General features: G+C 74.6%; 25 protein-coding genes. 9 read left to right on the top strand and 16 right to left on the bottom strand.

Annotation, left to right across the window (positions count from 1 at the left end):
• The first annotated feature begins 1 nt into the window (after position 1).
• On the top strand, positions 2–1,369 hold the full coding sequence (nhaA, locus tag ACGIF2_RS14205) for a Na+/H+ antiporter NhaA (protein WP_396047712.1): 1,368 nt from the start codon (positions 2–4) through the stop codon (positions 1,367–1,369).
• Positions 1,370–1,390: 21 nt separating this feature from the next.
• On the opposite strand, the gene ACGIF2_RS14200 is transcribed toward nhaA, so the two are convergent.
• Positions 1,391–1,882, bottom strand: a complete 492-nt coding sequence (locus ACGIF2_RS14200) for a DsbA family protein (RefSeq protein ID WP_396047710.1) — start codon at positions 1,880–1,882, stop codon at positions 1,391–1,393.
• Positions 1,883–2,011: 129 nt separating this feature from the next.
• Here ACGIF2_RS14200 and ACGIF2_RS14195 point away from each other — a divergent pair, with 129 nt between their 5' ends.
• Positions 2,012–2,719 (top strand): alpha/beta fold hydrolase, encoded by a 708-nt coding sequence (locus tag ACGIF2_RS14195; RefSeq protein WP_396047708.1) that lies wholly within the window; start codon positions 2,012–2,014, stop codon positions 2,717–2,719.
• Here the strand turns inward: ACGIF2_RS14195 and ACGIF2_RS14190 are convergent.
• The gene (locus ACGIF2_RS14190) at positions 2,710–3,507 is read right to left on the bottom strand and encodes a helix-turn-helix transcriptional regulator (RefSeq protein WP_396047706.1); all 798 of its coding nucleotides are present in this window, start codon (positions 3,505–3,507) and stop codon (positions 2,710–2,712) included. The genes ACGIF2_RS14195 and ACGIF2_RS14190 overlap by 10 nt on opposite strands.
• Before the next feature lie 62 nt (positions 3,508–3,569).
• On the opposite strand from ACGIF2_RS14190, the gene ACGIF2_RS14185 reads away from it, so the two are divergent.
• Both ACGIF2_RS14185 and moaA read left to right on the top strand, forming a co-directional pair.
• A complete protein-coding gene (locus ACGIF2_RS14185) occupies positions 3,570–4,052 on the top strand; it encodes a molybdenum cofactor biosynthesis protein B (protein ID WP_396047704.1) in 483 nt (160 codons plus the stop codon).
• Positions 4,049–5,149 (top strand): GTP 3',8-cyclase MoaA, encoded by a 1,101-nt coding sequence (moaA, locus tag ACGIF2_RS14180; RefSeq protein WP_396047702.1) that lies wholly within the window; start codon positions 4,049–4,051, stop codon positions 5,147–5,149. Before ACGIF2_RS14185 ends, moaA begins: the two co-directional genes overlap by 4 nt.
• Before the next feature lie 4 nt (positions 5,150–5,153).
• Here the strand turns inward: moaA and ACGIF2_RS14175 are convergent, their stop codons facing one another.
• The 4 genes from ACGIF2_RS14175 to ACGIF2_RS14160 all read right to left on the bottom strand — a co-directional run bounded on the left by ACGIF2_RS14175 (position 5,154) and on the right by ACGIF2_RS14160 (position 7,745).
• Positions 5,154–5,498 (bottom strand): DUF6457 domain-containing protein, encoded by a 345-nt coding sequence (locus ACGIF2_RS14175; protein WP_396047700.1) that lies wholly within the window; start codon positions 5,496–5,498, stop codon positions 5,154–5,156.
• Positions 5,499–5,597: 99 nt separating this feature from the next.
• A complete protein-coding gene (locus tag ACGIF2_RS14170) occupies positions 5,598–6,233 on the bottom strand; it encodes a molybdenum cofactor guanylyltransferase (protein ID WP_396047698.1) in 636 nt (211 codons plus the stop codon).
• Positions 6,230–7,471: a gephyrin-like molybdotransferase Glp gene (gene glp, locus ACGIF2_RS14165; RefSeq protein ID WP_396047696.1), complete on the bottom strand. Its 1,242-nt coding sequence runs from the start codon at positions 7,469–7,471 to the stop codon at positions 6,230–6,232. Before glp ends, ACGIF2_RS14170 begins: the two co-directional genes overlap by 4 nt.
• Positions 7,472–7,541: 70 nt before the next feature.
• The gene (locus tag ACGIF2_RS14160) at positions 7,542–7,745 is read right to left on the bottom strand and encodes a hypothetical protein (RefSeq protein WP_396047694.1); all 204 of its coding nucleotides are present in this window, start codon (positions 7,743–7,745) and stop codon (positions 7,542–7,544) included.
• 135 nt (positions 7,746–7,880) lie between these two features.
• Here ACGIF2_RS14160 and mqo point away from each other — a divergent pair, with 135 nt between their 5' ends.
• On the top strand, positions 7,881–9,368 hold the full coding sequence (gene mqo, locus ACGIF2_RS14155) for a malate dehydrogenase (quinone) (protein WP_396047692.1): 1,488 nt from the start codon (positions 7,881–7,883) through the stop codon (positions 9,366–9,368).
• A 3-nt stretch (positions 9,369–9,371) separates the two neighbouring features.
• On the opposite strand, the gene ACGIF2_RS14150 is transcribed toward mqo, so the two are convergent.
• A complete protein-coding gene (locus ACGIF2_RS14150; protein WP_396047690.1) occupies positions 9,372–10,112 on the bottom strand; it encodes a YoaK family protein in 741 nt (246 codons plus the stop codon).
• Positions 10,109–10,813: a YoaK family protein gene (locus tag ACGIF2_RS14145; RefSeq protein WP_396047688.1), complete on the bottom strand. Its 705-nt coding sequence runs from the start codon at positions 10,811–10,813 to the stop codon at positions 10,109–10,111. Before ACGIF2_RS14145 ends, ACGIF2_RS14150 begins: the two co-directional genes overlap by 4 nt.
• A 146-nt stretch (positions 10,814–10,959) precedes the next feature.
• Between ACGIF2_RS14145 and ACGIF2_RS14140 the strand changes: the two genes are divergently transcribed.
• Complete coding sequence (locus tag ACGIF2_RS14140) at positions 10,960–11,787, top strand: SGNH/GDSL hydrolase family protein (protein ID WP_396047686.1); 828 nt, start codon at positions 10,960–10,962, stop codon at positions 11,785–11,787.
• A gap of 65 nt (positions 11,788–11,852) precedes the next feature.
• On the opposite strand, the gene ACGIF2_RS14135 is transcribed toward ACGIF2_RS14140, so the two are convergent.
• Positions 11,853–12,485, bottom strand: a complete 633-nt coding sequence (locus tag ACGIF2_RS14135; RefSeq protein WP_396047684.1) for an FMN reductase — start codon at positions 12,483–12,485, stop codon at positions 11,853–11,855.
• Complete coding sequence (locus ACGIF2_RS14130; RefSeq protein ID WP_396047755.1) at positions 12,482–13,624, bottom strand: LLM class flavin-dependent oxidoreductase; 1,143 nt, start codon at positions 13,622–13,624, stop codon at positions 12,482–12,484. Before ACGIF2_RS14130 ends, ACGIF2_RS14135 begins: the two co-directional genes overlap by 4 nt.
• 275 nt (positions 13,625–13,899) lie before the next feature.
• Between ACGIF2_RS14130 and ACGIF2_RS14125 the strand changes: the two genes are divergently transcribed.
• Positions 13,900–14,637: a YoaK family protein gene (locus ACGIF2_RS14125; RefSeq protein WP_396047682.1), complete on the top strand. Its 738-nt coding sequence runs from the start codon at positions 13,900–13,902 to the stop codon at positions 14,635–14,637.
• A gap of 43 nt (positions 14,638–14,680) precedes the next feature.
• On the top strand, positions 14,681–16,372 hold the full coding sequence (locus ACGIF2_RS14120) for a DUF885 domain-containing protein (protein WP_396047680.1): 1,692 nt from the start codon (positions 14,681–14,683) through the stop codon (positions 16,370–16,372).
• 38 nt (positions 16,373–16,410) lie between these two features.
• Here the strand turns inward: ACGIF2_RS14120 and ACGIF2_RS14115 are convergent, their stop codons facing one another.
• From ACGIF2_RS14115 to ACGIF2_RS14090, 6 genes are read right to left on the bottom strand one after another with little or no spacing between them, the layout of a single operon-like run.
• Positions 16,411–16,989, bottom strand: a complete 579-nt coding sequence (locus ACGIF2_RS14115; protein ID WP_396047678.1) for a hypothetical protein — start codon at positions 16,987–16,989, stop codon at positions 16,411–16,413.
• Positions 16,986–17,564: a DUF6286 domain-containing protein gene (locus ACGIF2_RS14110; protein ID WP_396047676.1), complete on the bottom strand. Its 579-nt coding sequence runs from the start codon at positions 17,562–17,564 to the stop codon at positions 16,986–16,988. The genes ACGIF2_RS14115 and ACGIF2_RS14110 overlap by 4 nt, the downstream gene beginning before the upstream one ends.
• The gene (locus ACGIF2_RS14105; RefSeq protein ID WP_396047674.1) at positions 17,561–17,935 is read right to left on the bottom strand and encodes an Asp23/Gls24 family envelope stress response protein; all 375 of its coding nucleotides are present in this window, start codon (positions 17,933–17,935) and stop codon (positions 17,561–17,563) included. Before ACGIF2_RS14105 ends, ACGIF2_RS14110 begins: the two co-directional genes overlap by 4 nt.
• Positions 17,928–18,107: a DUF2273 domain-containing protein gene (locus ACGIF2_RS14100; protein WP_396047672.1), complete on the bottom strand. Its 180-nt coding sequence runs from the start codon at positions 18,105–18,107 to the stop codon at positions 17,928–17,930. The genes ACGIF2_RS14105 and ACGIF2_RS14100 overlap by 8 nt, the downstream gene beginning before the upstream one ends.
• Positions 18,108–18,131: 24 nt before the next feature.
• The gene (locus ACGIF2_RS14095; protein WP_396047670.1) at positions 18,132–18,473 is read right to left on the bottom strand and encodes a hypothetical protein; all 342 of its coding nucleotides are present in this window, start codon (positions 18,471–18,473) and stop codon (positions 18,132–18,134) included.
• Complete coding sequence (locus ACGIF2_RS14090; protein WP_396047668.1) at positions 18,470–18,949, bottom strand: Asp23/Gls24 family envelope stress response protein; 480 nt, start codon at positions 18,947–18,949, stop codon at positions 18,470–18,472. Before ACGIF2_RS14090 ends, ACGIF2_RS14095 begins: the two co-directional genes overlap by 4 nt.
• A 365-nt stretch (positions 18,950–19,314) precedes the next feature.
• Between ACGIF2_RS14090 and ACGIF2_RS14085 the strand changes: the two genes are divergently transcribed.
• Positions 19,315–19,920: a hypothetical protein gene (locus ACGIF2_RS14085; protein WP_396047666.1), complete on the top strand. Its 606-nt coding sequence runs from the start codon at positions 19,315–19,317 to the stop codon at positions 19,918–19,920.

Raw genomic sequence — 19,920 nt, 5'->3', positions numbered from 1 at the left:
GATGCCGCAACGCCCCAGGCCGGGCCCCCCGCTGCGGGTCCGGCTGCCGAGCCTCAACCCGGGCGTCGTGGACTTCCTCGAGGACGAGGCGGGCAGCGCGGTCTTCCTGCTCGTGGCGACGGTGGTCGCGCTGGTCTGGGCGAACTCCCCGTGGGCCGCGGCCTACGAGACGCTCTGGTCGACCCCCGCCGGGGTGTTCGTGGGCGGGTTCGGGCTCGAGCTCGACCTGCACCACTGGGTCAACGACCTCGCGATGGCTGTGTTCTTCCTGGTCGTCGGGCTCGAGATCAGCCGGGAGGCCACGAGCGGCGAGCTGCGTGACCGGCGCACGGTCGCGGTGCCCGCCCTCGGCGCACTGGGCGGCATGGTGGTCCCGGCGCTCGTCTACCTCGCGTTCACCGCGGGCACCGAGGCGGCGCACGGGTGGGGCATCGTCATGTCGACCGACACCGCGTTCCTCATCGGCATCCTGGCGCTGTTCGGGCCGGCGTGCCCCGACCGGCTGCGGCTGTTCCTGCTGACCCTGGCGATCGTCGACGACATCGGCGCGATCACGGTGATGGCCGTGTTCTACACCGACTCGGTCGACCTCGCGGCGCTCGGGCTGGCCGCGCTGGTGATCGTCGCGGTCCTCGTGATGCGGTGGATGCGCGTGTGGCGCCTCGCGCCGTACGTCGCGGCGGGCCTGGTGCTGTGGGTGGCGGTGCAGGCCTCGGGCGTGCACCCGACGCTCGCGGGCGTCCTGCTGGGCCTCCTGGTGCCCGCTCGGCCGTCGGCCCGGGAGCACGTGGACGTCGTCGCCCGCTACGCCGACCACCTCGCCCAGGACACCACGGCCGACCGTGAGCACCTCACCGAGCTCGCCGCCCGCGCCGCGGTCCCCGCGAACGAACGCCTGCAGCGGATGCTGCACCCGTGGAGCGCGTACGTGGTGGTGCCGGTCTTCGGGCTCGCGAACGCCGGGGTACGGCTCGATGCGGAGGCGCTCTCGCAGGCCGCACGCTCGCCCGTGACCCTCGGCATCATCGTGGCGCTCGTCGTGGGTGACGCGGTCGGGATCTTCGGCGCCTCGACCCTCGCGATCCGGCTCGGCCTCGGCGACCTGCCCGGGCGGGTGCGCTACGGGCACCTGCTCGGCGGCGCCGTGCTCGCCGGCATCGGCTTCACCATCGCACTGTTCATCACCGAGCTGGCCTTCGACGACGCCGCGCTGCGCGAGCAGGCGAAGATCGGCGTGCTCGCGGGCTCGCTCGCGGCGGCCGTGCTCGGCACCCTGCTGCTGCGCCTGCTCGGCCAGCGCCTGCCGCTGTGCTCCCCGGAGTCGGACACCCCGCCGCCGCTGCCGCCGCTCCCCTGGCGCAACGCCTGACCGCGCTGCGGCGGGCCGGGTTCAGCCCAGGCCGACGGCTGCGCGCAGGTCCGGGAGCTCGATCCGCCCCACGTACCGCTCGCCGTCGATGAACAGCGTCGGCGTGCCCTGCACACCCGCGTCGACTCCCGCCTGGTACTCGCGCCGGACCACGTCGGAGTACGCCTGCGCGGCCGGGCCGACGACGCTCGACGGGTCGAGGCCGAGCGACTGCGCGTACCGGCCCAGGCTCGCGTCGTCGAGCGCGTCGTGGTGCGCGAAGAGCAGGTCGTGCATCGGCCAGAACCGGCCCTGCGCCCCGGCCGCCGCGGCCGCGAGCGCCGCGGCGAGGGCGTGCGGGTGGATCTCGAAGAGCGGGAAGCTCCGCCACACGAGCCGGACCTGCCCGCCCGAGCTGTCGACGAGCTCGCGGAGCACCGGCACCGCAGCGCGGCAGTAGGGGCACTCGAAGTCGCCGTACTCGACCACCGTGACCGGCGCGTTCGGGTCACCGCGGACGTCTCCTTGCGACATGGGCGCCTCCTCGCCCCCCAGCATCGCACCGGCGCCATGGGGACGCACGGGCCTTCCGCCTTGCCGTGCGACCCAGGTGCTGGTCTGCTGTCGCATGACGACTGTCCGATTTGTCCAGAGGGGAACCCCATGTCGACTCCCACCGTCCTGCTGGTGCACGGCGCCTTCGCCGACGGGTCGAGCTGGTCGCGCGTCATCGCGCGCCTGCAGGCCGAGGGCGTGACGGCGCAGGCCCTCGCCAACCCCCTGCGCGGCCTGACGCACGACGGCGAGTACGTCGCCGACGCCGCGTCGCAGGTCGACGGCCCCGTGGTGCTCGTGGGGCACTCGTACGGCGGCCCGGTCATCACCTACGCGGGCAGCAAGGCGCCCAACGTGACGGCGCTCGTGCTCGTGGCCTCGTTCGGCGTCGACCACGGGCAGTCCGCGGTCGGGTCGGTCGCGGGCTTCGCCGAGCCCGAGCTCAACGACGCGCTCGAGCCGCACACGTTCCCCGGCGGCGACAGCCCCGAGCTGTACATCCAGCGCGAGAAGTTCCGCTCGGTCTTCGCCGCGGACCTGCCCGACGAGGAGACAGCGCTGCTCGCCGTGAGCCAGCGCCCGCTCGCCCTCGCAGGGCTCGAGCAGGTGCTGGAGGTGCCGCCCGCGTGGAAGACGCTGCCGACGTGGTTCGCGGTGGCCACCCAGGACCACGCGATCGACCCCGACGCGCAGCGCGCGGCGGCCGTGCGCCTCGGGGCGACCACGGTCGAGATCGAGGGGTCGCACGCGATCGCGCTCTCGCAGCCGGACGCCGTCGCGGCACTCGTGCTCGCGGCGGTCCGGGCTCAGTCCTGAGCCGGGCCGCCGTGCTCGGGGTCGGCCGGGTACGGCGGGTCGTCGTCGACCGGGGCGGGCTCCCGCTCGCCCAGGTGCAGGATGCAGTGGTGCGGCCCGACGAACCGCTCGAGCCACGTCGCGACGAGGGGACCGTCGTGGCTCTCGAGCAGGCCCTGGCTCAGGCCCAGGTGCACCTGGCACACGATGTCGGGCGACTGGGCGACGAGGTCGACGAACGGGCACCGGTGCAGGTGCACCTCCATGCCCTCGGGGTCCGTCTCGGGCTCGAAGCCCAGGCTGTGCAGCTGGTGGCGCAGCTCGGCCAGCTGTGCCTGCGCCTCGGGGCGCGACACCAGCTCGGCGTGGTCCGCCGGGGGCACCGGCGAGTCGAGCAGCCGCGCCCAGGTGCGGCCGCACTCCTCGGCCTGGCCGCCGGGGTGCGGGGCCTGCACCGGCAGGCGCACCGGGCAGGCGGGCGCCGCTGGCTCCGAGGTGCCGAGGCCGGCGAGCAGCGCACGGACCAGCTGGTCGCGGGCCCGCGCGTCGCCCGGCGCCTCGATGTCGGGCGCGGCGCTGTAGAGGATGCGCGGGCGTCCGCGGGTGTGCCGGCGCTCGACCTCGCTCGTGACCAGGCCCGAGTCCATGAGGCGCTCGAGGTGCTCACGGACGGTGTTGACGTGCAGGCCGACGCCGCTGGCGATCTCGTCCGCGCTCATCGGTCCGGCCTGGCGCTGGAGCAGATGCACCATCGCCATCCGCTTGTCCGATGCGAGCGCGCGGTGCGCGTTGACCGGCTGAGAAGGCATGCCACCAGTGTGAACCACCTGGTCAGCGAGGTCGTAGGACCATCGGTCGCTACGGTTGCCCGATGAACTCAGTGCTCGCGACAGTCGTCGTCGTCTCCGACCGGTGCTCCCGGGGTGAGCGCGAGGACCGCTCCGGGCCTCGCGCCGTCGAGCTCCTGCAGGCCGCGGGGCTCACCGTCGGCGCGCCCGTCGTGGTGCCCGACGGCGCCGCCTCGGTGGCCGCCGCCCTCGCCGAGGTCCTCGCGTCGGGGGCCCGGGTCGTGGTGACGAGCGGTGGCACGGGCGTGACGCCGCGCGACCAGACGCCCGAGGGGACGCGTGGGGTGATCGACCGCGAGCTGCCGGGCCTCGCCGAGGCGCTGCGCCGCGAAGGCCAGACGCACGTCGCGAGCGCCGTGCTCTCGCGCGGGCTCGCGGGGGTCACCGCGGGCGGCGCCGTGGTGGTCAACCTGCCCGGGTCCACGCGTGCGGTCGAGCAGGGGATCGCTGTGCTCGCGCCGCTGCTGCCGCACCTGCTCGACCAGCTCGTGGGCGGAGACCATTGAGCAGCCCGGTCCCGCTCCCCCTCCCGGTGCTGCGCCCCGCCGCGACCACGCCGGGGCCGGTCGCCGACGCGCCGGTGGCCGACGCCCGGGTCACCACCACCGGGCCGCTCACCGACCGGTTCGGGCGGGTGCACCGCGACCTGCGCATCTCGCTGACCGACCGGTGCTCGCTGCGCTGCACGTACTGCATGCCCGCCGAGGGGGTGCCCTGGATCCCGGGCACCGACCTGCTGACCACCGCCGAGCTGGTGCGGATCGCCACGGTGGCGGTCGAGCAGGCGGGGATCGACGAGCTGCGCCTGACGGGCGGTGAGCCGCTGCTGCGAGCGGACGTCGTGGACGTGGTCGCCGCGCTGAGCGCGCTGCGCGGACCGCACGGGGCCCCCGAGGTCTCGCTCACCACCAACGCGCTGCGCCTGCCCCAGCTCGCCAGTCGCCTCGCGGACGCGGGGCTCACGCGCGTCAACATCAGCATCGACACGTTGCGGGCCGACCGGTTCCTCGCGCTGACCCGCCGGGACCGGCTCGCGGACACCCTCGCGGGCATCGCGGCGGCCGACGCGGCCGGGCTGCACCCGGTCAAGCTCAACGCGGTCGCGATGCGCGGCGTCAACGACGACGAGCTGGTGAACCTGGTGCGGTTCGCCACCGAGCGCGACTACGAGATGCGGTTCATCGAGCAGATGCCGCTCGACGCGGGCCACTCGTGGCGGCGCACCACCATGGTCACCGGCGCCGAGATCCTCGAGCGGCTCGCCGGGGCGTTCACGCTGACCCCGGTGCCCGGGCGCGGCGCCGCCCCCGCCGAGCGCTGGCTCGTCGACGGCGGTCCCGGCAGGGTCGGGGTCATCGCCTCGGTGTCGCAGCCGTTCTGCGGGGCGTGCGACCGGCTGCGGCTCACGGCCGACGGCCAGCTGCGCTCATGCCTGTTCGCCCGCACCGAGACCGACCTGCGCGCCCTGCTGCGCTCGGGCGCCGACGACGGCGCGCTCGTGGCGGCCTTCCGCACCTGTGTCGCGGGCAAGCAGCCCGGCCACGGCATCGACGACCCCGCGTTCCTGCAGCCCGACCGCCCCATGAGCGCGATCGGCGGCTGACGGCTCAGACGGGTTCGGCGCGGGACCAGTCGTGCGGGCCGCCCATGGCCATCCACCGGGCGTACCAGTCGGTCGCGAGGTCGTCGGCGCGGTGCATCGCGTCGGCCAGCGGTCCGGCACCGATGCCGGCGGCGTACCCGACCAGGAATGCCGTGAGCGGTGACGCGGCGGGCTTGCCCACGCTGCGTGCCGCGTGCTGCACGACCGCCAGCAGCGTCTGTTCGTCGACGACGTCGGCGTCGACCCCGAGGTCACGCGCGAGCGTGTGGAACCAGACGTCGAGCGGTGTCCCCGGCGCCTCGATGAGCCGGCCGACCGGGAGCACCGGTCGGGGTGAGCTGTCGGTCATGCCGCGCCTCCCCTGTCGCACAAGCCGCGTCCTTCCATCGTGCCACGGGACGGGGCAGGGCGCCCGGACAGCGGTCCAAGACGCGGGTCGAGGCGCCCGTCAGCCGTCCAGGAGGCGCACGGCCTCCCAGGTGTCGACGTCGACCGCGGCACCGTCCGCGTCGGCGAGGCGTCGCACGTCGAGGTCACCGAGCACGGCGCGCACCGGGGCCCCACGCACCCCGCGCCCGCGCTCGAGGCGCTCGACGCTCTCGTCGAGGGCCGCCCGGCGGTAGATGCCGACGAGCGGCTGGTCGCGGCCGTCCGCGTCGACCAGCATCGCGCCGTCGGGCCCCTGGGCGCCCGCACCGAGGAGCAGCGGCACGGCGCCGCCGACGAGCGGCAGGTCGCACGCGAGCAGCAGCACCCACGCCGCGGCTCGGTCGGTCCCCGCGTCGAGCGCGACGAGGCCGGCGGCGACGCCCGCGGCAGGTCCGCCGTCGGGCGGGTCCTCGAGCGTGAGCAGCACGCCGCCCGGCACGTCGAGCGTGGGCGGCCCGACGACCGCGACGCGACGCGCACCCGCGACCGCGACCGCGTCGAGCACGTGCTCGAGCATGCGCCGCCCGCGCACGCGGACGTCGGGCTTGGAGACCCCACCGAGGCGGCTGGCCCGGCCGCCCGCGAGCACCACGGCGTCGAACGACGTGAGCCGCCCGGCGTCGGGCGTCTCCGTCGGGACGCCGGACCCGGTCACGGGGCGATCCGCACGACCGTCACCTCGTCGCCCGGCTCGACCGCGGTCACGTCCGCCGGCACGATCCCCAGGGCGTCCGCGAGCGCGAGGCTGGCCACGAGGTGCGATCCCGAGCCGCGCACGGCCGACGGACGCACCTCGACGCCGTCGGGCCCGTCGGTCAGGGCGAGCGGGATGTGCTGCTCGCGACCCACGGGCGAGGACCAGCCTTCGCTCGCGCGGGCACGCAGGCGCGGGCGGTGCAGGGCGGCACCGGTCAGGCCCCGCATCGCGTGCAGCGCCGGGCGCACGAACGCCTCGAACGACACGTACGCGCTCACGGGGTTGCCGGGCAGCGCGATCACGGGCGTGCCGTCGTTGAGCCTGCCGAGGCCCTGCGGCTTGCCGGGCTGCATCGCGACGGGCACGAACTCCATGCCGGGCAGCGGGGCGAGCACCTCCTTGACCACGTCGTACGCGCCCTGGCTCACCCCGCCCGAGGTCACGATCAGGTCGGCCGTCGGGTGCTGCGCCTCGAGCACGGCCCGCAGCGAGTCGGCGTCGTCGGGCACAGCACCGAGGCGGTGGACGCTCGCGCCTGCGGAGTGCGCCGCGGCGGCCAGCAGGTAGGAGTTGGAGTCAGGGATCTGCCCGGGGCGCAGGGCGGTGCCGGGCGTCACGAGCTCGGAGCCGGTGGAGAGCACGACGACGTGCGGGCGCCGGTGCACCACGACCTCGGGGCGCCCGAGCGCGGCGACCGTCGCGACCCGGTAGGGGGTGAGCTCCTGGCCGGCGCTCAGCACCACGGTGCCGGCGGCGACGTCCTCCCCCGCGCGGCGCACGTGCGCACCCGGGCGGGCGGCGGCCCGGATGCTCACCGTGACGGTGCCTGCGTCGGTCTGCTCGACCGGGACGATCGCGTCGGCGCCGGGCGGCACCGGCGCTCCCGTCATGATGCGCGCCGCGGTGCCCGGCTCGACCGCGCGGTCGGGGTCGACCCCGGCGGGCAGGTCGGAGACGACCCGCAGCGTCACGGGGTTCTCAGGAGTTGCCGCGGCCACGTCCTGCGCGCGGACCGCGTAGCCGTCCATCGCGGAGTTGGTGAACCGGGGCAGGGCGTCCGGGCTCGTGACGTCGTGGGCCAGCACCATGCCCGCCGCGTCCTCGAGGGTGACCGTGACCGGCGGCAGCGCGGTGACCAGCGAGAGCACGGCCTGCAGGTGCTCGGCGACCGTCCGGGGGGCCTGGTGCGTCGTCATGGCCCCCACGCTATCCGCAGTCCCGGGAGCACCTCCTAGGACCCCGCGCCGAGGGCACCGGCGGAGCGGGTCAGTGCTGCTGCGAGCCGCGGTCGTGCCGCGGGTTGAGGTTGTGCGGGTCCGCGTCGGTGTCGGCGTCGGGGTCGTCCGTGGGGTCGCCCGCGGCGTTCGCCCCCGATCGCGGGTTCAGGTTGTCCGGGTCGGCGTCGGTGTCGTAGTCCGCGGCGTCGACGTCGGACGGGTCCTCGTGCGGCTCGCCGGGTGTCTGCTCCATCCGTCCACGCTGCCACCGCTCGGGCGTGGCCGCATCCGCGGTCCCGCTGCTCCCCGCGCCAGTCCCCCGCGCGGCTGGTGACCGCACTCCGGACAGCCACCGCGTCCGGTTCGAGAGTCATCCTATGATTCGTCGGTGCCTGACAGCTCTCAGCAGCCCGTGGACGTCGTCCTCGTCGGCGGCGGGATCATGAGCGCGACGCTCGCCGCGCTGATCTCGACGCTCGAGCCGACGTGGACGATCGAGATCTACGAGCGTCGGCCCGGCCTCGCCCAGGAGAGCTCGAACGCCTGGAACAACGCCGGCACCGGCCACGCCGCGCTGTGCGAGCTGAACTACACGCACGAGCGGCCCGACGGCACGATCGACATCGCCAAGGCGGTGACCATCAACGAGCAGTTCGAGCTGTCCCGCGAGCTGTGGAGCCACCTGCTGACGAGCGGCCGGCTGCCCGACGGCACGGAGTTCGTCTCCCCCGCACCCCACATGACGTTCGTGCGCGGCGCCGCCAACGTCGACCACCTGCGCCGACGCGCCGACGCGCTGCGCAGCCACCCGCTGTTCGCGGACATCGAGTTCACGACCGACCCCGAGACGATCCGGGCCTGGGCACCGCTCCTCCTTCTCGAGCGCGACCCCGACGAGCCCGTCGCCGCGACACGGGCCTCCGAGGGCACCGACGTCGACTTCGGCGCGCTGACCCACGCGCTCGTCGCCGACGTCACCCGGCGCGGCGCGACCGTCCACCTCGAGCACGAGGTGCGCCGGCTGCGCCAGCTCCCCGACGGGACGTGGCGGCTGCGCGTCAAGGACCGCCGCTGGAACGCGACGCCACGGCACCGCACCGTCACCGCGCGCTTCGTGTTCATCGGCGCCGGGGGCGGGGCGCTCAACCTGCTGCAGCGCTCGGGCATCCCCGAGGCCAAGGGCTACGGCGGCTTCCCCATCAGCGGGCAGTTCCTGCGCACCACCGACCCCGGCCTCGTGCGTCAGCACCTGGCGAAGGTGTACGGAATGGCTGACGTCGGCTCCCCGCCCATGTCGGTGCCGCACCTCGACACGCGGGTGGTCGACGGGCAGACGGCGCTGCTGTTCGGCCCCTACGCCGGCTGGAGCATGAAGTTCCTCAAGCACGGCTCGCCGTTCGACCTCCTCCGCTCGATCCGGCCCGCGAACGTCGTCCCCATGCTGGCCGTGGGCCTGCACAACATGGACCTGCTGAAGTACCTCGTCAGCGAGCTCACGGCGTCCGAGACGCGTCGCCTGCGCACCCTGCGGGCGTTCGTGCCCACCGCCGACCTGCGCGACTGGGAGCTCATCACCGCGGGCCAGCGCGTCCAGGTCATCAAGAAGCACCCGACCCAGGGTGGGGTGCTCGAGTTCGGCACCGAGCTCGTCACGGCCGCCGACGGGACCATCGCGGGCCTGCTCGGCGCCTCGCCGGGCGCCTCGACCGCCGTCGCCACGATGCTCGACCTGCTCGAGCGCTGCTTCCCCGACCGGGTCGACGTGTGGGGCCCGAAGCTGCATGCCATGATGCCGAGCCTGGGCAGCGACGACTGGGACGACGCGTTCGCGCTGGACCAGCTCGTCGACGGCGACCAGGTCGACGTCGAGCCCTGACCCTCAGCCGTCCCCCCGGACCGGGTCGCCCGACCCGACGGCCCCCGACGGCCGGGTTCGCGCCAGCGTCACGTACCCGACCAGCGCCACCGTCACGGCCAGCCCCCCGGCAACCCCCAGCGCGAGCCCGGCGTGCACCCGGATCAGCAGCGTCCCGACCAGGGCGCCGCCCACCAGCATCACGATGCTGCCCGAGCGCCGCACCCACGGTTGGGGCCGACGTCGCCCGAGGTCCCCGGCCAGGCCCGTGACCTGCTCGTCGACGATGACCGTCGGCACGTCCGCCACGCCCAGCTGGCGAACTGTCGCGGCCTGCAGCCCCATGCACGCGCCGAGCACGGCGGCCGACGCGAGAGCGACCGGCCGCGGTGGCTGGGCCGACGACCGCGCGAGCGCGAGCGCGACGACCCCGACCCCCAGGCCCGTCGCGCCGAGCAGCGCCGTGGTGTGCCCGGTCCACACCCGCTCGCCCCCGCGCAGCGCCCGCCCGGACAGCACAGCCCCCACCCAGAACGTCGACAGGGCGAGGGCGAGCCCGACGGTCCCCAGCCCCGCCGCCCCGGTGAGGGACATGCCGAGCAGGGCCGTGTTCCCCGTCATGTTGCCCGTGAACACCCGGGCGAGCACGAGGTACCCCACGGCGTCGACGATGCCGGTCGCGAAGGTCAGCACCAGGAGCAGTCCCGCCTCGCGTCGCAGCACGTCGCGACCGGCCAGGGTCGCGGGCCCTCGGGCGCGCGTCACGGCGCCACCGCCGTGGTCCGTCCCTGCTCGAGCCGCACCCGCCCCGCGACGGCGACGCCCAGGCTCAGCGCGGCCACGAGCCCGAGTGCGAGGGCGGGGTGCACGCTGATGAGCAGCGCCCCGACGAGCGCGCCCGCGCCGATGAGCACGAAGCTGCCCATCCGTCGGCCCCACCCCGGGGAGCGGTCCACGTGCCGATGGAAGGTGAGGCCCAGGTCCACGATCGCGGTGGTCACCACGTCGGTGGGCACCTCGGGGATACCGGTCGCGCGCGCCGCCGCGGCCTGCAGCCCCATGCAGGCGCCGAGCACGGCCGCGGCCCCGAGCGCCGCGGGACGGCTCGTCGCAGGCGGCACCACGACCAGGCCGACCCCGACCAGGCCGACCGTCGCCCCCGAGGTCGCGACCAGGGCCGACGTGCGCCTCGTCCACCCGTCTGGCGTGGAGCGCAGCGCGACGCCGCACAGCTGGGCTCCGACCCAGAACGCGGCGAACGCGACCACCGGGCCGACCACCTGCAGGTGCGCCCCACCGGCGAGGGCCATGCCGAGCAGCAGCATGTTGCCCGACATGTTGCCCGCGATGACCCGGTCCAGCGCGAGGTAGCTCACCGCGTCGACCACGCCCGTGCCGAACGTCAGCACGAGGAGGAGGACCACCTCATGACGGCGGGTGTCGCGACGCAGCGCCTCGAAGACCATCGGCCCTCCCGATCACTGGCCCCGATCACCGGCCCACGGGTGCGGTGCCTCGCGCGCGGGACCACCGAGGCCTTCCAGGCTAGGTGGGGTGCGGCGGGGCCGCGCTGCGGGTGCGTCCGGCACAGGCCGGGGGTAGACCTGAGCAGATGACGACCCGACCCGACTGGCTGCCCGTCGGCAGCGGCTACGTGGCGCTCGGCGACTCGTATGCGGCCGGGCCGGGCATCCCGGTGACCGTCGACGTCGAGTGCGCGCGTTCGGACGGGAACTACCCGCACCAGGTCGCGGCGATGCTCGAGCTGGCGCTCGGCGACAGGACGTGCCGGGGCGCCTCCCTCGACGACATCCTGAGCATCCCCGAGTCCGCGGGGGTCAAAGGACCACCGCTCCCTCGGCAGGTCGACGCGCTGCTGCCCGACACCGCGCTCGTGACGCTCACGGCAGGTGGCAACGACGTGGGGTTCGTCGCCGCGCTGCGCTCGTGGTCGGCCGTGCACGCCGCCGAGCGCGGGCAGCTGCCGCACGGCCCGGGCAGCATCACGTCACCCCCCGCGCAGCCCGTGGACCGGGCACGCGTCGAGGAGGGTCTGCGCGGCATCGGGCCCCGGCTCGGGGACGTGGTCAACGCCGTGCGGTCGCACGCGCCCGACGCGCGCATCGTGCTGGTGGACTACCTCACCGTGCTGCCACCGCTCGGCACCGCCGTGCCCGAGGTCCCGCTGACCGCCGACGAGCAGGAGTTCCTGTGGCACGTCGCGCACGCGCTCGAGGACTCGACGGCGAAGGTCGCGCACGACCACGGCGCGACGCTCGTGCGAGCGTCGGCCGCGAGCCGCGAGCACCATGCAGGAGCGCCCGAGCCGTGGGTCACCGGCTTCTTCCCCGGGCTGAACCTGCCGCCCTACCACCCCGACGAGGCCGGGCACCTCGCGATGTCGGACCTGGTGCTCGACGCGCTCGGCGTCACGCGCTGACCGACCTGCCCCGACGGCCGACCGGTCAGGCCGTGCCGACGACGCCGGCACGGCCGAGACGCAGGTCAGCCCCCGGCGAGGAGGTCCTCGAACGACGTGGGGTTCGCGAACGGGTCCGCGACCTCGTGCGGGGCCCGGGCGGCCACGAGCCCGGCGAGCTCGCGCCCGGCCCGGTCCACACGCTGGTCGAGGGCACCCGCGTCGTCCGAGACGTCCTGGCGTGCCGTGGCGCCGAAGTCCTCGGTCGCCGCGAACACTCCCGTGGGCACCACGAGCGCGCGCAGGTAGGCGAACAGCGGCCGCAGGGCGTGGTCGAGCGCCAGCGAGTGCCGGGCGGTGCCCGCGGTCGCGCCCAGCAGCACCGGGGTGCCAGCGAGCGCGCCCTGCTCGGTCACGTCGAAGAAGTTCTTGAACAGCCCCGAGTACGAGCCCGAGAAGATCGGCGTCACCGCGATCACCCCGTCGGCGCGGGCCACCGTGTCGAGCGCGGCGCGCAGCTCACCGGCCGCGAAGCCCGTCAGGAGCATGTTGGTCAGGTCGTGCGCGAGCAGCCGCAGCTCGATCACCTCGACGTCCACCTCGATGCGCTGGGCCTCGAGCTCCCGCACCGTCGCCGCGGCGAGCCGGTCGGCGAGCAGGCGGGTCGAGGACGGCTCACGCAGGCCCGACGTGACGACGGCAAGCGTCCGGCGCGTCATCGGGAGGCCTCCGGGGAGGCGCCGGTGACGTCGTCGACCGCGTGGACGAGGGTCGGTGCCGGGCGGTCGCCCGCCGCGGCGACCCGGGCGGCGTGCGTGGGCGCGTCGGGCACATGGGCGGGACGTCCGGCGGCGAACTCCTTGCGCAGCGCGGGCACGACCTCGCCGCCGAGCAGGTCCAGCTGCTCGAGCACGGTCTTGAGGGGCAGGCCCGCGTGGTCCATGAGGAACAGCTGGCGCTGGTAGTCCCCGACGTGCTCGCGCATCGTGGCGTAGCGGTCGATGACCTCCTGCGGGCTGCCGACCGTGAGCGGGGTCTGCGCGGTGAACTCCTCCATCGTCGGGCCGTGGCCGTAGACGGGGGCGTTGTCGAAGTAGGGCCGGAACTCGCGCTTGGCGTCCTGGCTGCTGGCCCGCATGAACACCTGGCCTCCGAGCCCGACGATGGCCTGGTCGGCGCTGCCGTGGCCGTAGTGCTCGAAGCGGCGGCGGTAGAGCTCGACCATCTGCCGGGTGTGCTCGATGGGCCAGAAGATGTTGTTGTGGAAGAAGCCGTCGCCGTAGTAGGCGGCCTGCTCGGCGATCTCGGGGCTGCGGATCGAGCCGTGCCACACGAACGGCGGCACGCCGTCGAGCGGGCGGGGCGTCGCGGTGAACGACTGCAGGGGCGTGCGGTGCTTGCCCTCCCAGTCGACCACGTCCTCGCGCCACAGCCGGTGCAGCAGCGCGTAGTTCTCGACGGCCAGGTTGATGCCCTGGCGGATGTCCTTGCCGAACCACGGGTACACGGGGCCGGTGTTGCCGCGGCCCATCATGAGGTCCATGCGCCCGTCGGTGAGGTGCTGGAGGTAGGCGTAGTCCTCGGCGATCTTGACCGGGTCGTTCGTCGTGATGAGCGTGGTCGAGGTCGACAGCAGGATGCGCTCGGTCTGCGCGGCGACGTACCCGAGCAGCGTGGTGGGCGACGAGGGCACGAACGGCGGGTTGTGGTGCTCGCCCGTCGCGAAGACGTCGAGGCCGACGTCCTCGGCGTGCTTGGCGATCGTGACCGTCGCCTTGATCCGTTCGTGCTCGGTCGGCGTGCGACCGGTGGTGGGGTCGGTCGTGACGTCGCCGACGGTGAAGATGCCGAACTGCATCTGAGGCATGTGGTGCTCCTGCTCCTGCGACTCCGAGGTTGTCAAACATTCAACCACTTGTGCGCTGGAACCCCAACCCCGCAGCCGATATTCCGCCGTCGGCTGCGTCACGGTCGGCCGCTGACGACCCGGCCGACCGTGTCAGGCCATCCGACCGCAGAGGGGCTAGGTTGCCCACCAGGACGTGCTCGACGCCTCGGGCCCGCTGACCGCGGCCCGCTCGGTCGAGCTCGACCTCGAGTTCCACCTGCTGACACCCTGCTGGAGGACTCCTGATGCCCCGCTCCGCCGCCGGCCTGTTCACCACGGGTCTGCTCCTCCTCACCGCCGCGACCGGTGCGATCGACGCCGTCAGCTACCTCGCCCTGGACCGGGTGTTCACCGGCAACATGACCGGCAACGTGCTGTTCGTGGCCTTCGCGTTCGTCGGGGTGGACGGCATACCGCTGCTCAACAACGCGCTCGCGCTGGTCGGCTTCGCCCTCGGGTCGGTGCTCGGCGGCCGGGTCGTCGGGCGCGGGCACCCCGTGGGGCTGCCGCGACGCAGCGTCTGGTTGCTCGTGTCGGGCACCGCCCTGATCCTCGCCCTGACCGGCTGGTGGGTGCTGGCCGGCGACATCGGCGGCACCGCCGAGGCCACGCTGACCGCGCTCCTCGCCGCGCTGATGGGTGCGCAGGTCGCGGCGGTCAAGCCCGTCGGCAACACCGACATCACCACCGTGGTCGTCACCAACACCCTCGCCAACCTCACGCGCGAGTCGCGGTTGGGCGGCGGCAGCCAGACCCCGCACCAGTGGCGCCACCGCTTCCTGGCGGTCGTCGCGATGGGCGCCGGCGCCGGGCTCGGCGCGACGTGCCTCAAGGTGGGCGACGGCCCGGTCGCGCTGCTCGTCTCGGGCGGCGTCTTCGCCCTCGGCACGCTCACGCTGGTGGCCGGGAACCGCGCGCAGCACCACGGCGCCCCGGTGACCCAGGCCCCGACCCCGCCCCCCGCGCCCGACCTCGCCGGCTGATGACCCGACCGGGCGCGGCCACGGCCCCGGATACGGTGGGGCAGTGACACAGCTCTCCGCACCGACCACGCCCACCGCCCGCGAGCTCGCCGACCAGTGGGTCGAGACGCTCGCCGACCTCGATCCCGGTGTCGGGACCGCGCTGGGCATCCGCCCCGGCGACGACCGCATGCCCGACCTCTCCCCCGAGGCCGACGCGGCCTGGGCCCGAGCCGCGTGCGACGTGCTCGGCAGGCTCGACACGGCGCGGCTCGAGAACGACGACGACCGGCGCTGCGCGACGCTGCTGCGCGAACGCATCGGCGCCCGGCTCGCGGCGCACGACACGGGCGAGCTGCTCGTGAGCCTGCGCCCCATCGGCTCGCCCGTGCACCAGCTCCAGTCGATCTTCCTCATGATGCCGACGGCCACCGACGAGGACTGGGCCGTCGTGGCCCGCCGCATGGCCCGCGTGCCCGAGTCCGCCCGGTCGTACCGCCGCTCGCTCGCCGAGGGGCTGCGCCGCGGCCACGTGAGCGCACCGCGCCAGGCCGCCGCGGTGGTCGACCAGCTCGCCGCGTGGCTGCCGCGCGGCGAGGAGCCGGGCTGGCACGCGGGCTTCGTCGCCGCGGGACCGGCCTCGCTGCGCGCCGAGCTCGACGCGGCGGCCCGGTCCGCCGCGGACGGCGTCGACGAGCTGCGCGCGTGGATCGCGACCGAGTACCTGCCGGCGGTCGAGGGCACCCCGGACGGGGTCGGCCGCGAGCGCTACCTGGTCTCGGCCCGCGCCAGCATCGGTGCGACGCTCGACCCCGAGGACGCGTACGCGTGGGGCTGGGAGGAGCTCGCCCGGATCGAGGAGCAGATGCTCGCCGAGGCCGATCGCGTGCTGCCGGGTGCGACCCCCGCGCAGGCGCTCGCGCACCTCGACGTGCACGGCGAGGCGGTCGAGGGCGTCGAGGAGGTCCGTGCCTGGCTGCAGCGCATGATGGACACCGCGATCGCCGAGCTCGACGGCACAGTGGTCGACGTGGCCGAGCCGGTGCGCCGCGTCGAGGCCATGATCGCCCCGCCCGGCGCCGCCGCCGCGCCCTACTACACGCGCCCGTCGCTCGACTTCGCGCGTCCGGGCCGCACCTGGCTGCCGACGCTGGGGCGCACCCGGTTCCCCACCTGGGACCTCATCAGCACCTGGTACCACGAGGGCGTGCCCGGCCATCACCTGCAGCTCGGCCAGTGGGCCTACCGCGCGGGCGAGCTCTCGCGCTTCCAGGTGAGCGTCGGTTCGGTCTCGGCCACCACCGAGGGCTGGGCCCTGTACGCCGAGCGGCTCATGGACGAGCTCGGTTACCTCAAGGACCCGGGCGCCCGCCTGGGCTACCTCGACGGTCAGCGGATGCGCGCCGTGCGCGTGATCATCGACATCGGCATGCACCTGGGCCTCGAGATCCCCGCGTCCTCGCCGTTCCACCCGGGCGAGGTCTGGACCGCCGAGCTGGGCGAGGAGTTCTTCGCGGCCCGCTCGGGCTCGCCCGCCGAGTTCGTGGCGAGCGAGGTCGTGCGCTACCTGGGCTGGCCCGGGCAGGCCATCAGCTACAAGCTCGGCGAGCGGGCCTGGCTCGCGGGCAGGGCGGCGGCCCGTGCCCGTCGGGAAGCGGTCGGGGAGGTCTTCGACCTGCGTGCCTGGCACACCGCTGCGCTGTCGATCGGTGCGCTCGGGCTCGACGACCTCGAGCGCGAGCTCAGCGTCCTCTGACGGCGGCGCTCTGACCCCGGGGCATCGGCGCGCACCCGTCAGGTGACGCGCGATCCCCGCTGCTCGTCCTTGGCGACGTGCACCTGCGCCCGCAGGTGCACGTCGTCACGGCCCAGCACCCGGTGCAGGTCAGCGCTCGCGACCTCGATCGCGGACCCGACGCCGTCGAGATCGGCGGTCGGGTCGACCGTGACCACGAGCCCCGCGACGAGCTCGCCACGGTCCCGGATGAACGAACCGCTCGCGGACCGCACGCCCGGCGTCCCGGCGAGGACGTCGGCGGCGGCGCGGGTGGCCTCGTTCGCGTCGATGCTCAGCGCACCCGACGGGCTCGACCCCTCGAGCCGGAGCGGTCCCGCCCCGCGACGCGGGACGTGCCCCCACAGCCAGCGCAGGCCCAGCAGCACGAGCAGCAGACCGAGCACGCCCGCCGCCCACGGCCACCACGACTGGTCGACCTGGTCGGCCGCACCGCCCGTCGCGAGCTGGTCGGGAGGGGTCCACCACGAGTCGAGGTAGCCGCCCCACCAGGCGATGGCCAGGAGACCTGCGACCAGGAGCACGATGCCCAGCACGCAGGCCACGGCCCGGTCCCAGCCGAGCACGGAGCGGCTCATGGGGTTGTCCCTTCGTGGGCGTGCGAGGCACGCGCGCGGACGTTGACGCGCGGTGGGCGCTTGAGCGGCGCGAGCCGTGCCGCGACGACGTCCCGCACCCGCAGCGCGGTGTTCCGGTCACCGGTCGTGAGGATCTCGACGTCGACCGTCGAGCGGCTCGCACCCGCGCGGGCCTCGAGCACCCCGTCGACGTCGGCGGCGGCGGCCTTGGCCAGGCGGGCCAGGGCCTTGGGGCGCAGCCCCACCCCCGCGGCCGACTGCAGCTGCAGGGTCTTGCGCCGACGCCGGCGGAACGCGACGACCACGAGCCACAGGCCCACGAGCGCGAGCACGATGCCCGCGATCAGCACGCCCGTGGTCGGCTCGAGCCCGTCGAGCGCGTCGACCGCCGAGCTGTACCAGGTCGTTCCCGACAGGACGCCGGCGGCGACGAGCGCGTCGCGCACGAGGGCGACGCCGAGGGCCACCGTCAGCACCGCGAGCACGACGCCCACCACGCCGATCACCCCGGAGCCCGTGAGCTCGCGGGCCGGCCGCAGCGGGGTCGACCCGGGGGCCAGGTGCTGCGCGCTCATCGGACCCGGGCCCCTTCGCGGGGGGGCACCGACACGACGCGCCGCACCTCGACGGCCACCGAGTCGGCCTGGATGTCGAGCAGCGACCCGAGCTGCTCGCGCACCCGGTCCCGCACGGCCGCCGCGACCTCGGACGCGGAGCGCGGCCACAGCAGTGCGATCTCGAGCGTGAGCCGCGCACGCTGCCCCGCCGTCGTCACTGTGGTGCGTGGGTAGTCCCGCCCGAGCAGGTGGGACACCCGCCCCGAGACGTCGCGTGCGTTCGCCACGCCGTCGACCTCGAGCGCGGAGCGGGCGGCCAGGTGGGTCACGGCACGGTCCTCGACGTGGGTCGTGCCGCGGCTGCCGGGCTCGTCGGCGACGTCAGCCACGACGGCGGCCCTGGATCATCGACCCGATGTCGAGCCGACCCTCGATCTGCATGCCGATGAGCAGACCGATGGCTCCGAGGACGACCGCGAGCAGGAAGCCTCCGAAGCCGCCGAACGTGGCGGCGATCGCCAGCAGGATGCCGACGAACAGACCGATGACGGAGATGGACATGTCAGCTCCAGGTGTCGGAAGAGATCAGGTGTCGGGGACCTCGAGGTCGTCGACGTGGACGTCGACCGGCGCGGGGCGCACCTGCTGGACCGCGGCGCGCACCGCGTCGGCGACGTCGGGGACCGGCCGATCGAGCGTCACGACCACGTGCACCTCGGTGCGTCCGGGATCGAGCCGGACGCCGGCGACGCGTCGGCCGGGGAGGTAGGTGGCGGCCCCGCCGGACAGTCGCGCCACGCCGGGCACGGCCAGCACCGCGGCCTCCACGATGTCCGCGGGCTCGACCGACCCGACGGGCGCGAGGTCGTCCGCCGGGCTGGGGTCCTTCGGGACGTGCGCCCCGGGGGACGGTGCGGGGTCGCTCATTGCACGCGCGACCCTTGCTGGCTGCTGTCCTTGCCGCCCGAGTCGCCGCTGTCGTCCTCGTCGGGGAGGTGGATGTCGACCACGGTGATGTTCACCTCGGAGACCTCCAGGCCCGTCATCCGCTCGACCGACGAGATGACGTTCTGGCGGATCGCCGACGCGACGTCGGCGATGGCCACGCCGTACTCGACGATCACCGAGACGTCCACGGCGGCCTGCTTCTCGCCGACCTCGACGCCCACTCCCTGCGAGTAGTTGGGGTGCGTGCCGGGGATCCGGTCGCGCAGGGCCCCGACGGTGCGTGAGGCACCGCTGCCGAGCCCGTGCACACCCTGGATCTCCTTGGTCGCCAGGCCGGCGATGGTGCTCACCACGGTGTCCGCGATCGTGGTCATGCCCTGCGCGCTGTCGAGCGCGCTGTGGCTCTTGCTGGTGCTGCTCGTGCTGGTGCTGCTCGTTCCGGACTGCTCGCTCACGATGTGCCTCTTCCCTCTGCCCCCGCAGGGTTCCGTGGCGACGACGTTCCCCGCAGACGCGAGGCGCCCGACGTCGGGTGTCACGTATGTGACGACTTCCAGTGGAGCACCGCCCCCCGCTCTCCGCACCTCGCAGGTCGGACTGGTGGGGCAGAGAGGGACATACCGCTCCCCTCCCCCCAGAGGTCACGGGCCGATAACGATCTGCCGCCGCGCCGGGGAAGTACCTAGTACTCACTGTTCCACCCACGTCAGGCGCTGCTAGACAGTGGCTGCTCGGTCCGGCGGGACCTAGGTCCCAGGTCGGACCCGGTCGTCCTCGCTCCCGGCCCTGCCTCCACGACTCACACCACAACGAGGTGGTCATGACCAGACACGTGCTCGCGGGGGCTTTCCTCGCCGTGCTCGCGACCCTCACCGTCCTGCTGTCCGGCGTGCTCGGCCCCGAGGTCCAAGGGGTCGCACTGCTCGGGGCGGCACTCGGCGGTGCGCTCGGGCTCGTGCCCGACCGCACGCCCGGCCAGCGTGCCGCGGCCTTCGCGGTCGGTTTCGCCGCCGCGTGGCTCGGCTACCTGCTGCGCGCCTCTGCACTGCCCGACGCACCCAGCGGCCGGGCCGTCGCGGTGCTCGTCGTGCTGCTCGTGTGCCTCGCCGTCGGCGCCGGCACCCGGGGACGTCTGCCGCTGTGGGCCGCGCTGCTCGGGGCCGCCGCCATGGCCGGCTCGTACGAGGCCGCGTACGCGGCCGACCCGTCCGGCTTCGTCACGACCTCCCCCGTCGCCGCGACCGCCGTGCTCCTCACCGCAGGCGCGGGCTTCTTCGCGACCGCGCTGCTCGGGCCCACCGTCGAGCACGACCGCGCGGTGGAGCACGACGACGCTCCCCCGCCGGACGCCACGCGCGCACGCCCCTCGACCCGCACCTCCGAGCCCGCCGCGTACCGCCCCTTCGAGCCCGCCCCGGAGGCCTGA

This window comes from Cellulomonas sp. P22 (assembly GCF_044392165.1).
This window is presented reverse-complemented; position numbering and strand designations above follow the sequence as displayed.

What these genes read in the sequence shown, in the direction of transcription:
- ACGIF2_RS14190 (WP_396047706.1), bottom strand. Translation starts at nt 3,507, where the DNA reads ATGCCTTCTCAGCCGGTCAACGCGCACCGCGCGCTCGCATCGGACAAG.
- ACGIF2_RS14175 (WP_396047700.1), bottom strand. Translation starts at nt 5,498, where the DNA reads ATGACCGACAGCTCACCCCGACCGGTGCTCCCGGTCGGCCGGCTCATC.
- ACGIF2_RS14095 (WP_396047670.1), bottom strand. Translation starts at nt 18,473, where the DNA reads ATGAGCGACCCCGCACCGTCCCCCGGGGCGCACGTCCCGAAGGACCCC.
- ACGIF2_RS14100 (WP_396047672.1), bottom strand. Translation starts at nt 18,107, where the DNA reads ATGTCCATCTCCGTCATCGGTCTGTTCGTCGGCATCCTGCTGGCGATC.
- ACGIF2_RS14135 (WP_396047684.1), bottom strand. Translation starts at nt 12,485, where the DNA reads ATGACGCGCCGGACGCTTGCCGTCGTCACGTCGGGCCTGCGTGAGCCG.
- ACGIF2_RS14145 (WP_396047688.1), bottom strand. Translation starts at nt 10,813, where the DNA reads ATGGTCTTCGAGGCGCTGCGTCGCGACACCCGCCGTCATGAGGTGGTC.
- nhaA (WP_396047712.1), top strand. Translation starts at nt 2, where the DNA reads ATGCCGCAACGCCCCAGGCCGGGCCCCCCGCTGCGGGTCCGGCTGCCG.
- glp (WP_396047696.1), bottom strand. Translation starts at nt 7,471, where the DNA reads ATGACGACGCACCAGGCCCCCCGGACGGTCGCCGAGCACCTGCAGGCC.
- ACGIF2_RS14125 (WP_396047682.1), top strand. Translation starts at nt 13,900, where the DNA reads ATGCCCCGCTCCGCCGCCGGCCTGTTCACCACGGGTCTGCTCCTCCTC.
- ACGIF2_RS14130 (WP_396047755.1), bottom strand. Translation starts at nt 13,624, where the DNA reads ATGCAGTTCGGCATCTTCACCGTCGGCGACGTCACGACCGACCCCACC.
- ACGIF2_RS14160 (WP_396047694.1), bottom strand. Translation starts at nt 7,745, where the DNA reads ATGGAGCAGACACCCGGCGAGCCGCACGAGGACCCGTCCGACGTCGAC.
- ACGIF2_RS14085 (WP_396047666.1), top strand. Translation starts at nt 19,315, where the DNA reads ATGACCAGACACGTGCTCGCGGGGGCTTTCCTCGCCGTGCTCGCGACC.
- ACGIF2_RS14110 (WP_396047676.1), bottom strand. Translation starts at nt 17,564, where the DNA reads ATGAGCGCGCAGCACCTGGCCCCCGGGTCGACCCCGCTGCGGCCGGCC.
- ACGIF2_RS14140 (WP_396047686.1), top strand. Translation starts at nt 10,960, where the DNA reads ATGACGACCCGACCCGACTGGCTGCCCGTCGGCAGCGGCTACGTGGCG.
- ACGIF2_RS14115 (WP_396047678.1), bottom strand. Translation starts at nt 16,989, where the DNA reads ATGAGCCGCTCCGTGCTCGGCTGGGACCGGGCCGTGGCCTGCGTGCTG.
- ACGIF2_RS14200 (WP_396047710.1), bottom strand. Translation starts at nt 1,882, where the DNA reads ATGTCGCAAGGAGACGTCCGCGGTGACCCGAACGCGCCGGTCACGGTG.
- ACGIF2_RS14185 (WP_396047704.1), top strand. Translation starts at nt 3,570, where the DNA reads ATGAACTCAGTGCTCGCGACAGTCGTCGTCGTCTCCGACCGGTGCTCC.
- ACGIF2_RS14195 (WP_396047708.1), top strand. Translation starts at nt 2,012, where the DNA reads ATGTCGACTCCCACCGTCCTGCTGGTGCACGGCGCCTTCGCCGACGGG.